This window comes from Rathayibacter sp. AY1A5, from assembly GCF_002930875.1.
Taxonomy (GTDB): Bacteria; Actinomycetota; Actinomycetes; order Actinomycetales; family Microbacteriaceae; genus Rathayibacter.
This window is the reverse complement of the sequence record NZ_PSTM01000025.1, coordinates 22,477-40,976: the sequence shown is the minus strand read 5'-3', so window position 1 is coordinate 40,976 and position 18,500 is coordinate 22,477. Positions and strand designations below refer to the sequence as shown.

The window sequence follows — 18,500 nt, the reverse complement described above, 5'->3', positions numbered from 1 at the left end:
GAGCTCTCCGGCCCGGTGGCACCTCCCGCCTCCCCTGCCGGGTGGGCGGGGAGGCGGGAGGTGCCACCGGGCCGGAGAGCTCCGGGCAGCCTTGAAGGCTATACCCGGGCTATGGGCTCCGTCCAGCGGCCGCCGCGATCCGGCGGTTCCCCCCGCCTCCGCCGTCAGCGGACGCGGACCGAGAGGCAGGTGACGCAGCCCTCGAGCTTCTCGAACTCCGAGACGTCCACGGTGAGGACGCGGTAGCCCAGGCTCCGCAGCAGCTCGGCGCTCCGGGGAGCGGAGGCGGCCATCAGGAGGGTGTCGTCGTTGAGGACGACCACGTGGGCGCCCGCCTCCTCGGGCATCGGCAGGAAGGAGGGGAACAGGCGCGGCTCGTCGACGACCGGCTCCCAGCCGATGACCGTGCCGTCGGGCAGCGCGGTCACGGCGCTCTTGAGGTGCAGCACCTTGGTCAGCGGGACCGCGACGACGTCGTACCCGCGGGGGCGGAGGATCGCGCGCAGCTGGGCTACCCCCGCCGCGTCGGTCCGGCCTCCGCGGCCGACGTAGACCGTCGATCCCACCTTGAGGACGTCGCCGCCGTCGAGCGTGCCCGGCTCCTCGATGCGGTCGACCGTCAGGCCGAGGGCGCGGACGGCCTCCTCGGCGCCCGCCGTCTCTCCGCGGCGGGACTCCGCTCCGGATCGGGCGATCACGGCGTGGTCGCCGAAGACGACGACCGCGTCCTCGAGGAAGACGGAGTCGGCGAGTCCGGGCGCCGGTGCGGCCTCGACCGTCTCCCAGCCGGCCCGCTCGAGCAGGTCGACGTACGCCTCCCACTGCTGCTGGGCGCGCTGCTGGTCGACGGGGACGCGCTCGAGGTGGGTGAGCTCGCCCGCCGAGAGGTCGGCGGCCGGGGCCCGGACGATCGCGATGCGGCGGTCGGTGACGACGGCGGCCGGAGCGCCCGTGGTGCGGAGGCGGTTCCAGAGCGTGTGGCCGACGCTCGCCGCCGAGACGGTGAACGCGAGCAGGAAGACGAGGTTGAGTCCGGCGAAGGTCTGGAAGATGGAGGCCCAGACGGCGCCCGTGACGGCCTCGCCGGTGGCGCTGGCTTGGACGAGCGTGCCGAACACGGCTCCGACCACACCCGCGACGAGTCCCGCGAGGGCGGCGCTCCAGGTGCGTCCGAGCATCCCCGCGACGGCGAGGACGAGGACGACCACGAAGCCGAGCACGCTCGAGAGCAGGAAGTAGGCGTTGACCTGCGGGATGGAGCCGGGCTGCAGCTGGTTGCCGATGAAGAAGGCCAGCAGGTTGGCGAGGTGCGCCACGAGCGCGGTCGCCGCGGCGGCGAGCAGCGCGACGAGGATCCGGCGGCCCGTCCCGGGCGCGCGGTCCCGGTTCGGGGCGATCGTGGAGGCGGCGGTCGGGGTGTCGGGAGTGGACGCGGGCGTCGAGTCGGAAGGCACCCGGTGACCCTACGCGCCCCCGCCCGCGCCTCGCCTGTCGATCCCCTAGCAGCCCCCTAAGAGCCACTCACCGCACCGCAGAGCGGTTTCAGCGGGAATCGCGTGCCAAGCGATTCCCGTGACCGGCGACGCCCCCACTCCATGGAAAGCCTCACGTCGTGACGCCGACCACGCCCCGCCGCGCGAGGAGCGGCCGGGAAACCGCCCACCGCAAGGCAGAGCCGACTCAGCGGGAATCGCGTGCCAAGCGATTCACGCGGTCGGCGACGCTACCCGCTCTACGGAACGCACCCCGTCGCGAAGCCGACCGCGCCCCGCCGCGCAGGGAGCGGCGGGGAAGACGAGCACCGCAAGGCAGAGCCGGTTCAGCGGGAATCGCGTGCCAAGCGATTCCCGCGACCGGCGACGCGACCCGCTCTACGGAACGCGCCCCGTCGCCGAGCCGACCGCGCCCCGCCGCGCAGGGAGCGGCGGGGAAGACAAGCACGCCAAGGCAGAGCCGGTTCAGCGGGAATCGCGTGCCAAGCGATTCCCGCGACCGGCGACGCACCCCGCTCTACGGAACGCACCCCGTCGCGAAGCCGACCGCGCCCCGCCGCGCAGGGAGCGGCGGGGCGATCGAACACCACTTCTTCCACCGAGTGACGGGCGCGGAGCGCCCGTCACTCAGTGGAAGAAGTGCCGCTCCCCCGTCGTGTACATCGTGACGCCGGCGCGGGCGGCCGCGTCGATGACCTCGGCGTCGCGGACGGACCCGCCGGGCTGGACGACGGCCTTCACGCCGGCGGCGAGGAGCACCTCGAGGCCGTCAGCGAAGGGGAAGAACGCGTCGGAGGCGGCGACGGAGCCGGGGGCGCGGTCGCCGGCGCGGGTGACCGCGAGGTGGCAGGAGTCGACGCGGTTGACCTGGCCCATGCCGACGCCGACGGAGGCGCCGCCCTTGGCGAGGAGGATCGCGTTCGACTTGACGGCGCGGCAGGCCTTCCACGCGAACTCGAGGTCGAGCATCGTGTCGGCGTCGGCGGGCTCGCCGGCGACGAGCTGCCAGCCGGAGCTGACCTCGCCGGGGCCGCCGATGAAGCGGTCCGGCTCCTGCAGCAGCAGGCCGCCGGAGATCTGCTTGAACTCGCGCTCCACGGGGGCGTAGAAGTCGGGGAGCTGCAGCAGGCGCAGGTTCTTCTTGGTCTTCAGCACCTCGAGCGCCTCGGGCTCGTAGCCGGGGGCGACGAGCACCTCGGTGAAGATCTCCTTCACCGTCTCGGCCATGGCGAGGGTGACGGGCCGGTTCGCGGCGATGACGCCGCCGAAGGCCGACACCGGGTCGCACTCGTGGGCGCGGCGGTGGGCGGAGGCGATGGGGTCGATCGCCTTCGAGCTCGCGATCGCGATGCCGCACGGGTTCGCGTGCTTGATGATCGCGACGGCGGGCAGTACGAAGTCGTACGCCGCGCGGACGGCCGCGTCGGCGTCGACGTAGTTGTTGTAGGACATCTCCTTGCCGTGCAGCTGCGTCGCCTGCGCGATGCCGGTGCCGTCGGGCGAGACGTAGAGGGCCGCCTTCTGGTGCGAGTTCTCGCCGTAGCGGAGGACCTGCTGCAGGGTCCCGCGGATCTCGACCGAGCCCTCGACGCCCTCGGCCGCCTCCTGCCCGGCGAACCAGGCGGCGACGGCGGAGTCGTAGGAGGCGGTGTGCGCGAAGGCGCGGGCCGCCAGGGTGCGGCGCGCGGCGAGCGTCGTGCCGCCGTCGGCGAGGGCGGTCTCGATCCCGGAGTAGTCGGCCGGGTCGACGACGATCGCGACGTTCGCGTGGTTCTTCGCGGAGGCGCGGACGAGGGCCGGGCCCCCGATGTCGATGTTCTCGACCACGGTCGCCGGGTCGGCGCCGCCGGCGACGGTCTCGCGGAACGGGTACAGGTTCACCACGACCAGCTCGAACGCGGCGATGTCGAGCTGCTCCAGCTGCTCGCGGTGCGAGGCGAGCCTCAGGTCGGCGAGGATGCCCGCGTGCACGGCCGGGTGCAGCGTCTTCACGCGGCCGTCGAGCGACTCCGGGAACCCGGTGACGGCCGAGACGTCGGTGACCTCGTGGCCGGCTCCGCGGAGGGTCGCTGCGGTCGAGCCGGTGGAGACGAGCTCGACGCCGGCCGCGGCGAGCGCCGCTCCGAGCTCGAGCAGGCCGGTCTTGTCGCTGACCGAGATCAGCGCCCGGCGGACGGGGACCCGGTCGCGGTCGTCGTAGCTGCTGGGATCGTGGGCGGTGATGCTCATGCGCGGGCGAGCTCCTCGAGGTCGACGGTTCCGTGGGCGATGTCGAGCACCGTCTGCACCAGCAGGCGACGCTCGATGGTCTTGATGCGCTCGTGCAGCGCGTCCTCGCTCTCGCCGGGGAGCACGGCGAGGCTCTCCTGGGCGATGACGGGTCCCGTGTCGACGCCGGTGTCGATCACGTGCACGGTGACGCCGGTCTCGGTCGCGCCGGCGGCGAGGGCGTCGCGGACGGCGTGGGCGCCGGGGAAGAGGGGCAGCAGGGCGGGATGCGTGTTGATCATCCGCGGGCTGAGCGCGTCCACCACCACGGGCGGCAGGATGCGCATGAAGCCCGCGCAGACGACGAGGTCGGGCTCCCACTCCTGGATGCGCCCGAGCAGGGCGGCGCCCCACTCGTCGCGGGAGGAGAAGTCGCGCGGCGCGACCGTGAAGGCGGGGACTCCGCGCTCCTCGGCGTGGCGGAAGCCCTCGGCGTCGGTGTCGCTGCCGACCGCGACGATGCGGGCGGGGAAGCCCTCGTCGCCGGCGGAGTCCAGCAGGGCGCGGAGGTTCGATCCGCCGCCGGAGAGGAGCACGACCAACTTCAGCACTGCGCAAGTCTAGGGGGACGCCTCCGCCGGCGTCAGCCGCGTCGGCTGCGGCCCGCGGCGAGGCCCAGGCCCGCGGCCAGCGCGAGCTCGAGGGCGGCGACCGCCCCGACGACGAGCGGGTCCGGGCCCACCTGGGCGAGCCGCCCGGGCCCGGCGGCGCCCGCCGAGAACCAGGCGAGGAGCCCGAGCAGCAGGCCGCCGACCACGCCGATCCCGCCGGCCGCGGCCGCGCCCCAGCGCAGAAGCGAGCGTCCGTCGAGCGCCTCGATCACGCCGCGCCGCAGCCGCCATCCCGCGGCGAACCCGGCGAGCAGCGGCACGAGCAGCCCGAGGAATCCGAAGGCCGAGTCCCCTGCGGGCAGTGCGGCGAGGACCGGGATCGACGGGATCGGTCCGAGCAGCGTCCCGGCCGCGCTCACGGAGGAGCCGGTGCCGAGGGCGAAGCCCGGGCCGATCAGCCAGCTCGCCGCCCAGATCACCAGGTTCGGGAGGAACGCCAGCTGCCCGAGAGTGAGGGCCAGGCCGCCGAGCGCCTCGGCGCCCAGGCTCTCGTAGAGCGCTACGACCGAGGTGTAGTGCACGACCAGCAGCACGGCGATGAGCACCGCCGCGACGCCGACCACGCCCGCCGCGGCGAGCGCTCCCCCGCGCAGCGACGCGAGGACGAGCCCGGGCCCCGGCGCGGGGACGCGGTCGAGCGCGGAGGCGGCCAGCTCGCCGAGGGGGTCGGCCTCGTCGCTGCGGGCGGAGTGGAGCGCTGCTCCGACGAGCACCCCCAGCGCGAAGACGAGCGGCGGCAGCAGCGTCCCCTGCAGGGGATCGACGGTGGCGGCCGGGTCCGCGGATCCGAGCGAGACCAGGAGCGCGATCGCCAGGTAGGTCGCGATCGCGACGAGGACGCCGATGGCCCGGAACGGCGACTCCTGGGCGCGGCGGCCGGTGCGCGCGCCGAGCAGCACGGTGAGGAGTGCGAACGCCAACGGAGCGATCGTCACCGGGAAGGCGTCCGCGCCTCCGGGCAGCGCCACGGCGAGGGCGGAGTCGGGGGCCAGCGCCGCCTGCAGGTCGGCCCCGTGGCCGAGCAGCCAGGCGTCGGCGGCGACCCGCCAGAACACGCCGAAGTCGACCGTCGTGTCGTACTGCACGGCCCAGAGGACGGTCAGCGGGACGAGCGGGATCGCGATCCCGATCAGCGCCGACAGCGCGGCGTCGAAGGCGGCGAGGAGGGCGACGGTGATCCGGTTCATGGGCCTGACGAGCCTAGCGGCGGCGCGCTCGGAGGCGGGTCAGGGGCGCGCCGCCCGGCCCTCTAGTGTCGGAGCCATGACGGGGACCTCGGACGCACGGACGGAGCGCGGCCTGGACCGCCTCGTGAACTTCTCCGACGCCGTCGTCGCCATCGCCATCACGTTCCTCGTCCTCCCCCTGGTCGACGTGGTCGAGGAGGGCCGCGCGGCCGATCTGGGGTCCCTCCTCACAGGTCACTACGGCACCCTCTCCGCCTTCTTCATCACGTTCGCCGTGATCGGGCGGCTGTGGGCGGTCCACCACTCCGTCTTCGAGGGCGTGGCCCGGTACTCGCCCGCGCTCGTCGTCGCGAACTTCGTCTGGCTGGCCGCGGTCGTGCTGCTCCCCTTCGCGGCGAACCTGATCTCGAACGTGCTCGACACCGACGGCAGCGTCATCGCGCTCTACATCGGCACGATGATCGCGGCGAGCGCGGCGACCCTCGCGATGCAGCTCATCGTGCGCCGCGACCCGGATCTCCTGGCCCTGGGGGCGGAACCGCGGCGCTCCCTCTCGAGGTCGCTGATCGTGATCAGCGTCCTCCTCGCGGCCCTCGTGCTCGCCGTCGCCGTGCCGGCCGTCAACATGTTCGCGCTCCTGCTGCTCCTGCTCTCGGGTCCGATCGAGCGCCTGGTGCACCGCGGTCGCCCCGGAGGACGAGCGGCCCACCGCCGGACGGAGCGCGGGCTCGACCGGCTCGTCAACTTCTCGGACGCGACCGCCGCCATCGCCATCACCGTCCTCGTCCTGCCGCTGGTGCAGCTGGCTCCAGAGGTCGCCCGGGAGGGCGGCGGAGTCCCGGCGCTGCTCGCGGAGCACCTGGACTCGGTCCTCGCCTTCGCGCTCTCCTTCGCGGTCATCGCCGTCTTCTGGATCCCCCACCACCGCGTCTTCGAGATCGCCGGGGACTACGACGGCGCCCTGGTGTGGCTGGACCTGCTCTGGCTGGCCGCGCTGGCGTTCTTCCCGTTCTCGACGAGCGCGCTGGCGCTGTTCCCGGACTCCCGGGCGACGTTCGGGCTCTACATCGGCACGATGGCCGCGATGAGCGGGGCGCTGGTCCTGATCGAGCTGCGCCTCTCCCGGCACCCGGAGCTCAGGCGGCCCGGCACAGGGCCCCTGCCGCTCGCGCCCGCCCTGCTGCCTCTCGCGCTGCTCCTCGTCGCACTGGCGCTGGCGCTGCTGGTCCCGTCGGTCGGGCTCTGGTGGCTGCTTCTGCTCCTTCTGCAGCGGCCCGTCCGGGCACTGCTCGCGCGGCGCTGATCCTCAAGCCCCGGGCGTCCAGCCCAGCTGAGGGGCGATGCGCTCGGCGACGGCGCGCAGGATGCGCCGGTGCGACTCCACCCCGCCGACCGCCGGGAGCGTCACCGTGAGCGCGTCCGCCTCCGCGAGCGCCGGATCCGCGGCGAGCGATGCGACGATCCGCTCCGGGCTCCCGACGTGGAGGGGGCTGAAGCGCATCGGGGCGGCGATGATCGACCGGTCGGCCGTGCGGGGGCGGCCCTCGTCGTCCATCCGCGCGAGGTAGCCCTCGATGAAGGGGCGGTGCGCCTCCTCGTCGGCGGCGTCGAGCAGCGGCAGCACGATCCGGCCCGCCGTCACCCTCGACGTGCGCCCCGGGTGCGCTGCGGCGAAGGCCTCGCGGTAGGCGCGGATCTGCACCGCCTGCTGCTCGGCGAACGGCAGGCCCGTCTCCTCCGTGTTGAGCGTGGACACCTGCAGGTGCATGCCCTGCTCGCCTGCCCGGACCGCGGAGGACACCGTTCCCGCCCCGTACCAGAGCCGGTCGGCGAGGCCGGGCGCGTGCGGCTGCTGAACCAGCGGAGCGCCGACCGGGACCGACATCAGGGCCGACTCCGCGACGCCGAGCACGGCGCCCGAGAGCGCCTCGCGGAGTCGCGCGATGCGCTCCTGCGCCTCCTCGCGGAAGTCGCGCTCGGCCTGCCCGAATACCCCGTCGAAGACGGAGGCGAGATGCGCGAAGCCGCTGCTGACGCCGAGGTCGAGGCGTCCGCCCGAGAGCAGGTCCACGGTCGCGGCGTCCTCGGCGAGGCGCACGGGCGACTCGTAGCGGGCGCCGATGACCGCGGTCCCGAGGCGGAGGCGGCGGGTCCGCTGGGAGGCGGCCGCGAAGAAGGTCATCGGAGACGCGAGGTAGCGCTCGAAGTGCCGCACGCGGACCCAGCCGGTGCCGTAGCCGAGCTCCTCGGCGAGCTCGAGCAGGGCCAGCCCGTCCTCGAGGCTCCGCGCGGCGTCGCCGGGCCGCTCGGGGCCCTCCGGGTACGGCACGAAGGTCAGCAGGTCGAGTCCGAGGCGGCGGGTCACGCTGCGACGCTACTCCGGCCGGACCCGCCCCGACGACGGAACGGACGGCGCCGCCCGCCGGAGCAGGGGCACCGTCCGTTCCGACGGTGGTGCGGGGAGGACGGGCGCTAGAGCGCCGCGTAGACCTCGCGGAGCAGGGCGGCCGTCTCGGACGGCGTCTTGCCGACCTTCACGCCCGCGGCCTCGAGGGCCTCCTTTTTGGCCTGCGCGGTCCCGGCCGAGCCGGAGACGATGGCGCCGGCATGGCCCATCGTCTTGCCCTCGGGGGCGGTGAAGCCCGCGACGTAGCCGACGACGGGCTTCGTGACGTTCGCCTTGATGAAGTCCGCGGCGCGCTCCTCGGCGTCGCCGCCGATCTCGCCGATCATCACGATCGCCTTCGTCTCGGGGTCGGCCTCGAACGCGGCGAGCGCGTCGATGTGGGTCGTGCCGATGATCGGGTCGCCGCCGATGCCGATGGCGGTCGAGAAGCCCAGGTCGCGCAGCTCGTACATCATCTGGTAGGTCAGGGTGCCCGACTTCGAGACGAGGCCGATCGGGCCCTTGCCGGTGATCGTCGCGGGGGTGATGCCCACGAGCGACTCGCCCGGCGTGATGATGCCGGGGCAGTTGGGGCCGATGATCCGCGTCTTGTTCCCCTTCTCCTGCGCGTACGCCCAGAACTCCGCGGAGTCCTGCACCGGGATGCCCTCGGTGATGACGACGAGGAGGCCGATCTCGGCGTCGATCGCCTCGATGACGGCGTCCTTCGAGAAGGCGGGCGGCACGAATGCGATGGAGACGTCGGCGCCGGTGGCCTCCATCGCCTCCTTCACGGTGCCGAAGACGGGGAGCTCGACGTCGCCGTGGGTGACGGTCGTGCCGGCCTTGCGGGCGTTGACGCCGCCGACCACGTTCGTGCCGGCCTTGAGCATCAGCGCGGTGTGCTTGGTGCCCTCGCCGCCGGTGATGCCCTGGACGATGACCTTGGAGTCCTTGGTGAGGAAGATCGACATGCTTGTTCTCTGATTCCTTGAGTCGTCGGGTCCGTTACGCGGCGGCGAGTTCGGCGGCCTTGTCGGCGCCCTCGTCCATGGTCGCGGCGAGCGTGATGAGCGGGTTGGCGGCGGCCTGGAGGATCGCGCGGCCCTCCTCGACCTTGTTGCCGTCGAGGCGGACGACGAGCGGCTTCGTGGCCGAGTCGCCGAGGATCTCGAGCGCCTGGAGGATGCCGTTGGCGACCGCGTCGCACGCGGTGATGCCGCCGAAGACGTTGACGAAGACGCTCTTGACCTGCTCGTCGCCGAGGATCACGTCGAGGCCGTTCGCCATCACCTGGGCGGAGGCTCCGCCGCCGATGTCGAGGAAGTTGGCCGGCTTCACGCCGTTGTGCCTCTCTCCGGCGTAGGCGACGACGTCGAGGGTCGACATGACCAGGCCCGCGCCGTTGCCGATGATGCCGACCTCGCCGTCGAGCTTCACGTAGTTGAGGTCGTTCTCCTTGGCCTTCGCCTCGAGCGGGTCGGCGGCGTCCTTGTCCTCGAGCGCGGCGTGGTCCGCGTGGCGGAAGCCGGCGTTCTCGTCGAGCGAGACCTTGCCGTCGAGCGCGACGATGTCGCCCTCCTCGGTGAGCACGAGCGGGTTCACCTCGACGAGCGTGGCGTCCTCGCCGGTGTAGACGTCGTAGAGCTTCACCAGGACGGGCGCGACCTTGGCGATCAGCTCCTCCGGGAACTTCGCCGCGCGGGCGATCTCCTCGGCCTTGGCCTGGTCGATGCCCTGGCCGGGGACGACCTCGACGCGCGCGAGGGCGTCGGGGCGCTCGACGGCGAGCTGCTCGATCTCCATGCCGCCCTCGTAGGAGGTGAGCGAGAGGTAGGAGCGGTCGGCCCGGTCCAGCAGCACCGAGAAGTAGAACTCGCGGTCGATGCGCGCACCGCCGGCGACCATGACGCGCTTGACGACGTGGCCCTTGATGTCGAGGCCGAGGATCGACTGCGCCGCGGCGAAAGCGTCCTCGGGGGTCTTCGCGACCTTCACGCCGCCCGCCTTGCCGCGGCCGCCGATCTTGACCTGCGCCTTGACGACGGTGACGCCGCCCAGCTTCTCCGCCGCGGCGCGCACCTCCTCCGGCGTGTCGGCGACGATGCCCGGGAGCACGGGCACGCCGTACTTCTCGAACAGATCACGGGCCTGGTATTCGAAGAGATCCACGCTGCATTCCCATTCCGCGCCGAGCGCGCTTGCGTTTCGAGTTCGAGGTGGCCCGGACGACGCCGGAGTCTCGGCACTGTCCCTGGGCCGCGCCGAGTCTACTCCGCACCCGCCGCGGGCTTCCCGTGCGGTCGCTCCGCGCCCGCCGGACGCCCGCCGGGGGTCACCGGCCCCTCCTCCGCCCGCCGCTCCCGCGTAGCGTGGAGCCATGTCGTCGGCCACCCGCACCCCGGACGTCTTCCGCGAGGGCGTGTTCCTGCTGGCGGGGGCGCGCGCGATCCTCCTCCAGATTGCGCACCCGGCGGTCGGGCAGGGCGTCGCCGACCACTCCGACTTCGTGCACCGGGCCGTGAACCGCCTGCACGGGACGCTCTCCTACCTCTATGTCCTGCACTACGGCACTCCCGAGGACGTCCGCGCCGTCCGCCGCCGCGTGAACAGGGCGCACGTGCCCGTGCGCGGCCCCGGCTACACGGCCTTCGACCCGGAGCTGCAGCGCTGGGTCGCGGCGACGCTCACCCAGTCGATGCTGCAGCTCTACGAGGGCGCCTTCGGTGCGCTGAGCAAGGAGGAGGCGGACGACATCGTGCGCCGCTCCGTCGTCGTCGGCGCGGCCCTGCAGATGCCCGCGGACCTCTGGCCCGACTCCCGCACCGCGTTCGACGCCTACTGGGAGCGGGAGCTGGAGCGCCTCGACGTCACGCCCGCGGCCCGCCGCGTCGCCCACGACCTGCTGGGCCCGAGCATCGCCGCCTGGTACCTGCGCCCGCTCGGCCCCTACCTCCGCCTGATCACCGCCGGCCTGCTCCCGGCGGCGCTCCGCGAGCCCTTCGGCTTCCACTGGACCGCACGGCAGGAGGCGCGGTTCGAGCGGGCGCTCTCGCGCACCTTCGCCGTCTACCGCCTGCTTCCCGCGATCGTGAGGACGGCGCCCAGCCGCTACTACCTCGCCCGGGTCCGACGCGACGCTCAGAAGCCGGCCACGACCTCCCAGCCCGCGTAGGCGGCGAGCTCCAGCCCGAGCGCCTGCGCGGCCGCGCGCGCCTCGTCGATCCCGCGCTCGTCGCGCACGTCGACGGTGACCGGCACGCTGTCGCCGAACCCCGCGATCTCGACCCGCGCGCTCGTCGGACCGCTGTAGAGCGGAACGTGCGCGTCCGCGGTCCGCGCGCCGACCACTCGCGAGCCGGTCGCCTCCGCGATCACCGCGAGGGCGAACGGAGCCGTCACCACCGCATCCGTGTAGAGCGTCGCCTCGCCGCGCATCGCGCCTCCCGTCGTCCGACCCGCGGAACCGGGCCGCAGCAGTCCGACTGTAGGCAGCCGCCCGCGCCTCCCGCACCCCCTTCCGCTCGGCGCCGGGATGCGCACTCCCCGCCCGTCCGTGCTGAACATCCGGTGCGGATCGCTCGACGCGGCCGCCCGGCGGATCTACGGTGAAGCACCCGGCATCCGCCGCGGCGGTCAACGACGACTGGAGCCTTGATGAGCATCACCGAACCCCGCACGGCCGAGGCCCCCGCCGCTCCCCCGCCCGCCGCCGGCTTCGGCACCCTCTCCGTCGCGGCCATCCTGGCGGAGGCGGCGCGGCGCACCCCTGACACGATCGCCATCCGCGTCGGCGAGCAGGCCGTCGACTACGCGACCCTCTGGCGGCAGACCTGTGCCTACGCCGGAGCCCTGCGCGCCCAGGGGATCGGACCGGGCGATCGCGTGGCCCTGCTCGTCCCGAACGTCCCCGACTTCCCCCGCGGCTACTTCGCCGTCCTCGCGCTCGGCGCCGTGGTGGTCCCCGTGCACGCCCTGCTCAAGCACGACGAGATCGCCTACGTCCTGCGCGACTCCGGAGCCGTCGCGCTCGTGTGCGCCGCTCCGCTGCTCGCCGAGGGGGCCGCCGGAGCGGACCTCGCCGGCGTCCCTGTGCTGAGCGTGATGGTGCCCGACGGCACCGCCTCGCCCCTCCCGCGCCTGGAGGACCTCGCCGCGGAGGCGACTCCGATCGACCGCTACGTGCCCCGCTCCCCCTCCGACACGGCGACGATCCTCTACACCAGCGGCACCACCGGCCGCCCGAAGGGGGCGGAGGGGACGCACTTCGCGATCGTCTCGCAGTCGGACGTGCTGCTGATGAACACGTTCGACCTGCACCGCGGCGACGTGGTGCTCGGGGCGCTGCCGCTCTTCCACACCTTCGGGCAGGTCTGCGCGATGAACACGGCCTTCCGCACCGCCGCGACGGTCGTCCTGGTGCCGAAGTTCGACGGCGACGCCGCGCTCGAGGCGATGATCGCCCACGGCTGCACGGTCTTCGAGGGCGTGCCCACGATGTACGTCGCCCTGCTCGACGCCGCGACCCGGCGCGAGGACCGGCCGCCGCTGCGCTACGCGGTCTCGGGAGGCGCTGCCCTGCCCGTCGCCGTGATCGAGCGCTTCCGCGAGGTGTTCGGCGTCGAGATCTACGAGGGCTACGGGCTCACCGAGACCTCCCCGGTCGCCACCTTCAACCACGTCGGAGTCCCGCCGCGGCCGGGCACGGTCGGCACGCCGATCTGGGGCGTCGAGGTCGAGGTCGCCCGCCCCGACGTGACCGACCGCGTCGAGCTGGTCCCCCGGGGCGAGCTCGGCGAGATCGTGGTGCGCGGGCACAACCTGATGAAGGGGTACCTCGGCAACCCGGCGGCGACCGCGGAGGCGGTGATCGACGGCTGGTTCCGCACCGGCGACCTGGGCACGAAGGACGAGGAGGACTACGTCCGCATCCTCGACCGCACGAAGGACATGATCATCCGCAACGGCTACAACGTGTACCCGCGCGAGGTCGAGGAGGTGCTGATCGGGCACCCGGCCGTGCAGAACGCGGCGGTCTTCGGGATCCCGGACGAGCGCCACGGCCAGGAGGTGATGGCCGCGGTGATCCTCGCCCCGTCGGCGACCGCCACCGCGGAGGAGCTGATCGCCTACGCCAACGAGCACCTCGCCGCCTTCAAGTTCCCCCGCCGCGTCGAGTTCGTCGACGCCCTCCCGCTCGGGCCCAGCGGCAAGATCCTCAAGCGGGAGCTCGTCGCGCGCTACGCAGGCTGACCACTTCCGCGAGATGCCACTCGGGTGAGCCCGCCACGGCGTGCCTCCCACTCGAGTGGAATCTCGCGGAAGGCGACCAGAGGGCACACGGGAAGGGACGGACGTCAGCCGAGCAGGGACCAGACGGTCCCGGCGAGGACGGTGCCGACCGCGGCGCCCGCGAGGACCTGAGCGGGGGTGTGCGCACCGAGGCGCACCCGCGACCAGAGCACCCAGAGGACGATGGGCACGCTGATCAGCAGGGAGAGCGGTCCGTAGGCGATCAGCACGACGACGGCGCAGGTGGCGACCACCGCCGCGTGCCCGGACAGCTTCCAGACCAGGTTGACCACGCCGACGGCGAGCACCACGGCCACCGTCACCACGCCGAACGTGGTCACCGCGGCAGGAGCGCCGAGCACGGCGAGCAGTACCAGGCCGGCCGCGATCGACACCAGCGCCAGCGCGATCGGCAGCGCCCGCTCGCGCCGGTCGGGCACGTGATGGTCGCCGTGGATCCGGCCGGTGCGCATCAGCAGGCGGATGACGAGGTAGGGCACCACGCCGACGAAGAGCGCCGCGAGCGCTCCCCAGGCGACGCCGAGCAGGGGCGGATCCGCGACGCGCGCGCCGACCACGACCGGCACGAGCACCGCGAGGACCGCCGGGGAGAACACCTCCGTCGCGAGCCGCGCGGCCGCCGATCCGGCCGCCACCGGACTAGATTTTCTCGATCGGCGCGACCTTGATCAGCAGCTTCTTCGCGCCCACCTGGTCGAAGAGCACGTGCGCGACGCGCTTCGAGCCCTCGCCCGTCACCGCGTTCACGCGCCCCTCACCGAAGTCGGTGTGCCGGATGCGGTCGCCCGCGATCAGCTCGAGGTCGCCGTTGTCGCGCACCATGCCGGTGATCCGGTTCGGGAACTCGCCCTTGGCCTTCGGCGCCGCGGCGAGCGCCTCCCGGAACTCGGTGTTCGATCGCGACTTGCCGAAGCCGGGCCGCTGAGCGTTCAGGGCCCGGGGCTGCGTGCCGCCGCGCGAGGTCGCCGCGCCGGGCGACTGGCGCCACTGGATCAGCTCTCCCGGGATCTCCTGCAGGAACCGGCTCGGCATCGCGACCGACGTCTCGCCGTACTGCGCGCGGGTCATCGCGAGCGAGAGGTAGAGGCGCTTGCGGGCCCGGGTGATCCCCACGTAGAACAGCCGCCGCTCCTCGGCCGGGCCGCCGGGCTCGTTCGCCGAGATGCGGTGCGGGAGCAGGTCCTCCTCGATGCCGGTGAGGAACACGGCGTCGTACTCGAGGCCCTTCGCCGTGTGCAGCGTCATCAGCGAGACGGTGCCGGAGTCGTCGTCGAGGTCGTCGGCCGCGGCGACCAGCGAGACCTCGGTGAGGAAGTCCACGAGCCCGCCGTCCGGGTTGTTGCGCGCGAACTCCTTGGTGACGGCGATGAGCTCGTCGACGTTCTCGGCGCGGGCCTCGTCCTGCGGGTCGCGGCTGGCGCGGAGCATGTCGAGGTAGCCGCTGCGGGTGAGGAGCGCCGTCAGCACCTCGTGCACCTTCGCCTCGCCGCCCTCCCGTGCGGGGTCGAGCATCAGCGCGCACTCGTCGAGGAGGGTCGCGAGGTCGACGATCGCCTTCGTCACCTTCGGGCCCATCCCGAGCGAGCCGGCGTTGCGCATCGCCTCCCGCAGGGTCACCGCGTTGGTGTCGGCGAACGACTGCAGCTGCGCCTCCGTCGCGGGGCCGATGCCCCGCTTCGGAGTGTTCATGATGCGCCGCAGCGCCAGCACGTCGGCCGGGTTCGCCACCGTGATCAGGTACGCCAGTGCGTCCTTGATCTCGGCGCGCTCGTAGAACTTCGTGCCGCCCAGGATCCGGTAGGGCAGCGCGGAGCGGATGAAGATCTCCTCCAGCGCGCGGGTCTGCGCGTTGGTGCGGTAGAAGACCGCGATCTCGTCGTAGCCCGTGCCCGCCGCGTGCAGGCGGGCGATCTCGTCGACCACGAACTGCGCCTCGTCGTGACCCGAGTACCCGGTGTAGCCGACGATCTTCTCCCCGTCGCCGCTGGAGGACCAGAGGTTCTTCGCGCGACGGTCGAAGTTGTTCGAGATGACGGCGTTGGCCGCCGAGAGGATGTTCTGCGTCGAGCGGTAGTTCTGCTCGAGCAGGATCACGCGGCAGCCCGGGAAGTCGCGCTCGAACTCGACGATGTTGCGGATGTCGGCGCCGCGGAACGCGTAGATGGACTGGTCCGAATCGCCGACGACGGTGAGCGAGGCCCCCGGGATGGAGCCGTCGGCCGTGACCGGTCCGCGGTAGGGGCGGTCGAACTGCGCCGCCGCCATCGTCGCCGGCGGCACGGGCCGGGTCAGCTCGTGGATCAGCGAGTACTGGGCGTGGTTCGTGTCCTGGTACTCGTCGACCAGCACGTGGCGGAAGCGCCGCTGGTACTTCGCGGCGACGTGCGGGAAGGCGCGGAAGAGGTAGACGGTCTGCGCGATCAGGTCGTCGAAGTCGAACGCGTTCGCCCCCTCGAGCGCCCGCGAGTAGGCCCGGAAGACCTGGAGGAACATCTCCTCGTTCGGGTCGCTGAGGTTCGCGGTGCGGGCGTAGGAGTCGACGTCGGCGAGCTCGTTCTTGAGCTTGGAGATCTTCGCGGAGGCGCTCGCGACGGTGATCCCGAGCGAGTCGGCCTCGAGGTCCTTCACGATGCGCTTGAGCAGGGCGCGCTGATCGCCCGAGTCGTAGATCGTGAACGACTTGGTCATGCCGAAGTTCTCGGCCTCGCGGCGCAGGATCCGCACGCACGCGGAGTGGAACGTCGAGATCCACATCCCCTCGGCGCTCTGCCCCACCAGCTTCTCGACGCGCTCGCGCATCTCGGCCGCGGCCTTGTTGGTGAACGTGATCGCGAGGATCTGGCTCGGCCAGGCCTCGCCGTTGCCCAGGAGGCTCGCGATGCGCCGGGTGAGGACGCTGGTCTTGCCCGAGCCCGCACCCGCGACGATGAGCAGCGCGTCTCCGCGGTACTCGACCGCCTCGCGCTGCTGGGGGTTCAGCCCCGCGACGAGCTGCTCGTGCGCCGGGTCGGTGCGGGGCGCGTCCCCGGGGCCGCCGGGGGGACCGACGATGACCGGGGTGGCGCGGGAGTCGCTCGGATCGAAGAGGAAGCTCATGTCCCTCCGAGTGTAGATCGCCCCTCCGACACCGGGAGCGGTCAGGCGGTCCGCTGACGCGGCGCGGGCGAGGTGAGCGCCCCACCGACGTCCAGTCCGCGCCACGCGAGGGAGAAGCCGAGCACGGCGAGCGCCGACGTCGACACCGCCAGGAGCTGCAGGAGCGCGAAGGCGGTGAGGTCCTTCGTGTCGTCGGGGTAGTACTGGATGCCCTGGACGGCGAGAGCCGCGAGCAGCACCACCACGATCACCGAGCACACCAGGAGCAGCCGGTTCACCCCGCGCCGCGCGGGCCTCTTCGGCGCTCGGCCCACCTGGGCCCTGGTGGTCAGCCACGCGCAGGCGGCGGAGGCGGAGGCGAGCGCGACGAGGTCGGCCCCGAGGACGTCGCTCGCCCGGTGCCAGGAGGCGGCCATCGTCAGGTTGCCGACCAGCACCACGACCGCGCCGCCCAGCGCGAGCACGACGGTCCGCGCGCGCCCGGGGACGACCATCGCCAGGGCGAAGACCACCGAGACGGCCGCCGCGGTGTGCCCGCTCGGGAAGCTGCCGCCGGTGTACCAGGAGTCGGTGTCGACCAGCTCGGGCCGCTCGAGGACCACGTTCTTGAGCAGCTGGGTGAGCCCGGCCGTGACGACGATCGAGCCGACGGAGGCGACGGCCAGCGCCGGGCGTCTCCGGATCAGCGCGATCGCCGCGACGAGCAGGGCGCCGACGACCATGGAGAGCGGGGTGACGTCCGCGAGCGCCCCCGCGGCGGCGCCGGTGGCCCGGCCGAAGACGAGGTCGGCGCCCCGGAGCCCCGAGTTCTCGACGCCCTGGCCCTGAGGGGTGAGCACGGCGAGCCAGTAGACGACGGCGACGCCGATCACGGCGAGGACGGCGGTGGTGATCCAGCGGCGGGTGATGCGCTCTCGGGTGGACACGGGGCCTCCTCTCGAGGGTCGGGCGGGCGGTGGTGAGCCGATGATGCCAGCGCAGCCTCCGCGTCCGCTCGGCACGCGCCGGACGAGAACCCGATCGGCGGACCGGTCAGCCGCGGAGCAGGCGCTCCTGCTCGGCCGCCCGCGCCTCGATCGCCAGATCGGGCTGGTCGGCGAAGACGCCGTCCACTCCCGAGCGGAGGATCATCGCGAACTCCTCCTGCCAGCCGCCGTACTCCGCCGGGTCCTTCCCGCGGCGGTGCACCTTCTCGAGGAACCGGTTCTCGGCGCGCAGCGTCCAGCAGTAGACCTCGAGCCCGGCCGCGTGGGCGTCCTCGACGAGCGGACCGGTCCCCGTCGCCCGGCCGGCCGCGTCCCGCGAGAAGAGCATGCTCTTGTCGACGCTGATCCCGTCGACGGCTCCGGCGAGGTTCCGCAGTCCCGCCGGCGTGGTGAAGGCGGAGTAGGGGGCCGCGTCGGCGCCGTGGGCGGCCACGAGGTCGGGCGGGGCGCCGCGCGACTCGAGCAGGTAGATCCGGCGGGTGCCGACTCCGCTCACCGCGAGCCGCTCCAGCACGGTCTTCTCGAAGCTCTCGATCGTGAGCCGCGGGTCGCGCGGACCCCAGCCCGCGGCGGCGAGCTCCTCGCGCAGCAGCACGTCCAGCGGCAGCCCTATCCCGGCGAAGTACGTCGCGTGCTTGATCTCGGCGACGAGCCCCGGCGGAGCGAGCGGATCGTCCTCCGCCGCCCGGTCCAGCAGCGCCAGCAGCTCGCTGAAGCGCAGCAGCGGGAACTGGCCGTCGAACGTGGCGCTGGAGCTGCGCACCGCCGGCAGCCGCTCGCGGGCCCGCAGCTCCGACAGCTCGTCCCAGGTGAAGTCCTCGGTGAACCAGCCGGTGATCTCGCGGCCGTCGATCCGCTTGGTGGTGCGGCGCGCAGCGAACTCCGGGCGCTTCTCGACGTCCGTCGTGCCGGAGATCTCGTTCTCGTGGCGGAGGACGAGCACGCCGTCGCGGGTCGCCACCAGATCGGGCTCGAGCGCATCGGCGCCCAGCGCGATCGCCAGCTCATAGGCGGAGCGGGTGTGCTCCGGTCGGTAGCCGCTCGCTCCGCGGTGGCCGATGACGAGCGGTGACTGACGCGCGGGCATGCCGCGATCCTACGGGCGGCACTGCGCGGCACGCAGCGGAGTCGAGGTCCGCTCGAAGAGAACAGCCAGACTC

Annotated in this window: 15 protein-coding genes; 3 read left to right on the top strand and 12 right to left on the bottom strand. The window is 73.0% G+C overall.

Annotation, left to right across the window (positions count from 1 at the left end):
• Nucleotides 1-164: 164 nt before the first annotated feature.
• The 4 genes from ddaH to C5B98_RS14690 form a co-directional block, all read right to left on the bottom strand.
• Nucleotides 165-1,454, bottom strand: a complete 1,290-nt coding sequence (gene ddaH, locus C5B98_RS17415; RefSeq protein WP_308471265.1) for a dimethylargininase — start codon at nucleotides 1,452-1,454, stop codon at nucleotides 165-167.
• 666 nt (nucleotides 1,455-2,120) lie between these two features.
• Nucleotides 2,121-3,722, bottom strand: coding sequence for a bifunctional phosphoribosylaminoimidazolecarboxamide formyltransferase/IMP cyclohydrolase (gene purH / locus C5B98_RS14700; protein WP_104327994.1), 1,602 nt, complete (start codon nucleotides 3,720-3,722; stop codon nucleotides 2,121-2,123).
• Entirely contained in the window at nucleotides 3,719-4,312 is a 594-nt protein-coding gene (gene purN, locus C5B98_RS14695; RefSeq protein WP_104327993.1) for a phosphoribosylglycinamide formyltransferase, read from the bottom strand. Before purN ends, purH begins: the two co-directional genes overlap by 4 nt.
• Before the next feature lie 32 nt (nucleotides 4,313-4,344).
• A complete protein-coding gene (locus C5B98_RS14690; protein ID WP_104327992.1) occupies nucleotides 4,345-5,559 on the bottom strand; it encodes a DUF6350 family protein in 1,215 nt (404 codons plus the stop codon).
• Between the two features lie 76 nt (nucleotides 5,560-5,635).
• Here C5B98_RS14690 and C5B98_RS14685 point away from each other — a divergent pair, with 76 nt between their 5' ends.
• Nucleotides 5,636-6,862, top strand: coding sequence for a TMEM175 family protein (locus C5B98_RS14685; protein ID WP_181065558.1), 1,227 nt, complete (start codon nucleotides 5,636-5,638; stop codon nucleotides 6,860-6,862).
• Nucleotides 6,863-6,865: 3 nt separating this feature from the next.
• Here the strand turns inward: C5B98_RS14685 and C5B98_RS14680 are convergent, their stop codons facing one another.
• The 3 genes from C5B98_RS14680 to sucC form a co-directional block, all read right to left on the bottom strand.
• Nucleotides 6,866-7,924: an LLM class flavin-dependent oxidoreductase gene (locus tag C5B98_RS14680; RefSeq protein ID WP_104267783.1), complete on the bottom strand. Its 1,059-nt coding sequence runs from the start codon at nucleotides 7,922-7,924 to the stop codon at nucleotides 6,866-6,868.
• Nucleotides 7,925-8,031: 107 nt separating this feature from the next.
• Complete coding sequence (gene sucD, locus C5B98_RS14675) at nucleotides 8,032-8,919, bottom strand: succinate--CoA ligase subunit alpha (RefSeq protein ID WP_104224929.1); 888 nt, start codon at nucleotides 8,917-8,919, stop codon at nucleotides 8,032-8,034.
• A gap of 34 nt (nucleotides 8,920-8,953) precedes the next feature.
• Nucleotides 8,954-10,117, bottom strand: a complete 1,164-nt coding sequence (gene sucC, locus C5B98_RS14670) for an ADP-forming succinate--CoA ligase subunit beta (protein WP_104327990.1) — start codon at nucleotides 10,115-10,117, stop codon at nucleotides 8,954-8,956.
• A 208-nt stretch (nucleotides 10,118-10,325) separates the two neighbouring features.
• Here sucC and C5B98_RS14665 point away from each other — a divergent pair, with 208 nt between their 5' ends.
• The gene (locus C5B98_RS14665) at nucleotides 10,326-11,120 is read left to right on the top strand and encodes an oxygenase MpaB family protein (protein ID WP_104327989.1); all 795 of its coding nucleotides are present in this window, start codon (nucleotides 10,326-10,328) and stop codon (nucleotides 11,118-11,120) included.
• Here the strand turns inward: C5B98_RS14665 and C5B98_RS14660 are convergent.
• Entirely contained in the window at nucleotides 11,087-11,383 is a 297-nt protein-coding gene (locus C5B98_RS14660; RefSeq protein ID WP_104224926.1) for a hypothetical protein, read from the bottom strand. The two genes, C5B98_RS14665 and C5B98_RS14660, sit on opposite strands and share 34 nt — an antisense overlap.
• A gap of 219 nt (nucleotides 11,384-11,602) precedes the next feature.
• Between C5B98_RS14660 and C5B98_RS14655 the strand changes: the two genes are divergently transcribed.
• Nucleotides 11,603-13,198 (top strand): long-chain fatty acid--CoA ligase, encoded by a 1,596-nt coding sequence (locus C5B98_RS14655; RefSeq protein WP_104327988.1) that lies wholly within the window; start codon nucleotides 11,603-11,605, stop codon nucleotides 13,196-13,198.
• A 104-nt stretch (nucleotides 13,199-13,302) separates the two neighbouring features.
• Here C5B98_RS14655 and C5B98_RS14650 read toward each other — a convergent pair whose 3' ends face one another.
• The 4 genes from C5B98_RS14650 to C5B98_RS14635 all read right to left on the bottom strand — a co-directional run bounded on the left by C5B98_RS14650 (nucleotide 13,303) and on the right by C5B98_RS14635 (nucleotide 18,427).
• Nucleotides 13,303-13,893, bottom strand: coding sequence for a phosphatase PAP2 family protein (locus tag C5B98_RS14650; RefSeq protein ID WP_104227299.1), 591 nt, complete (start codon nucleotides 13,891-13,893; stop codon nucleotides 13,303-13,305).
• A gap of 4 nt (nucleotides 13,894-13,897) precedes the next feature.
• Nucleotides 13,898-16,354, bottom strand: coding sequence for an ATP-dependent helicase (locus C5B98_RS14645; RefSeq protein ID WP_104261607.1), 2,457 nt, complete (start codon nucleotides 16,352-16,354; stop codon nucleotides 13,898-13,900).
• Nucleotides 16,355-16,395: 41 nt separating this feature from the next.
• Entirely contained in the window at nucleotides 16,396-17,280 is an 885-nt protein-coding gene (locus C5B98_RS14640; protein WP_104224743.1) for a phosphatase PAP2 family protein, read from the bottom strand.
• A 106-nt stretch (nucleotides 17,281-17,386) separates the two neighbouring features.
• Nucleotides 17,387-18,427 carry a glycerophosphodiester phosphodiesterase family protein gene (locus tag C5B98_RS14635; protein ID WP_104224742.1) on the bottom strand — a complete coding sequence of 347 codons (1,041 nt, stop codon included), beginning with the start codon at nucleotides 18,425-18,427 and terminating at the stop codon, nucleotides 17,387-17,389.
• Between the last annotated feature and the right edge of the window lie 73 nt (nucleotides 18,428-18,500).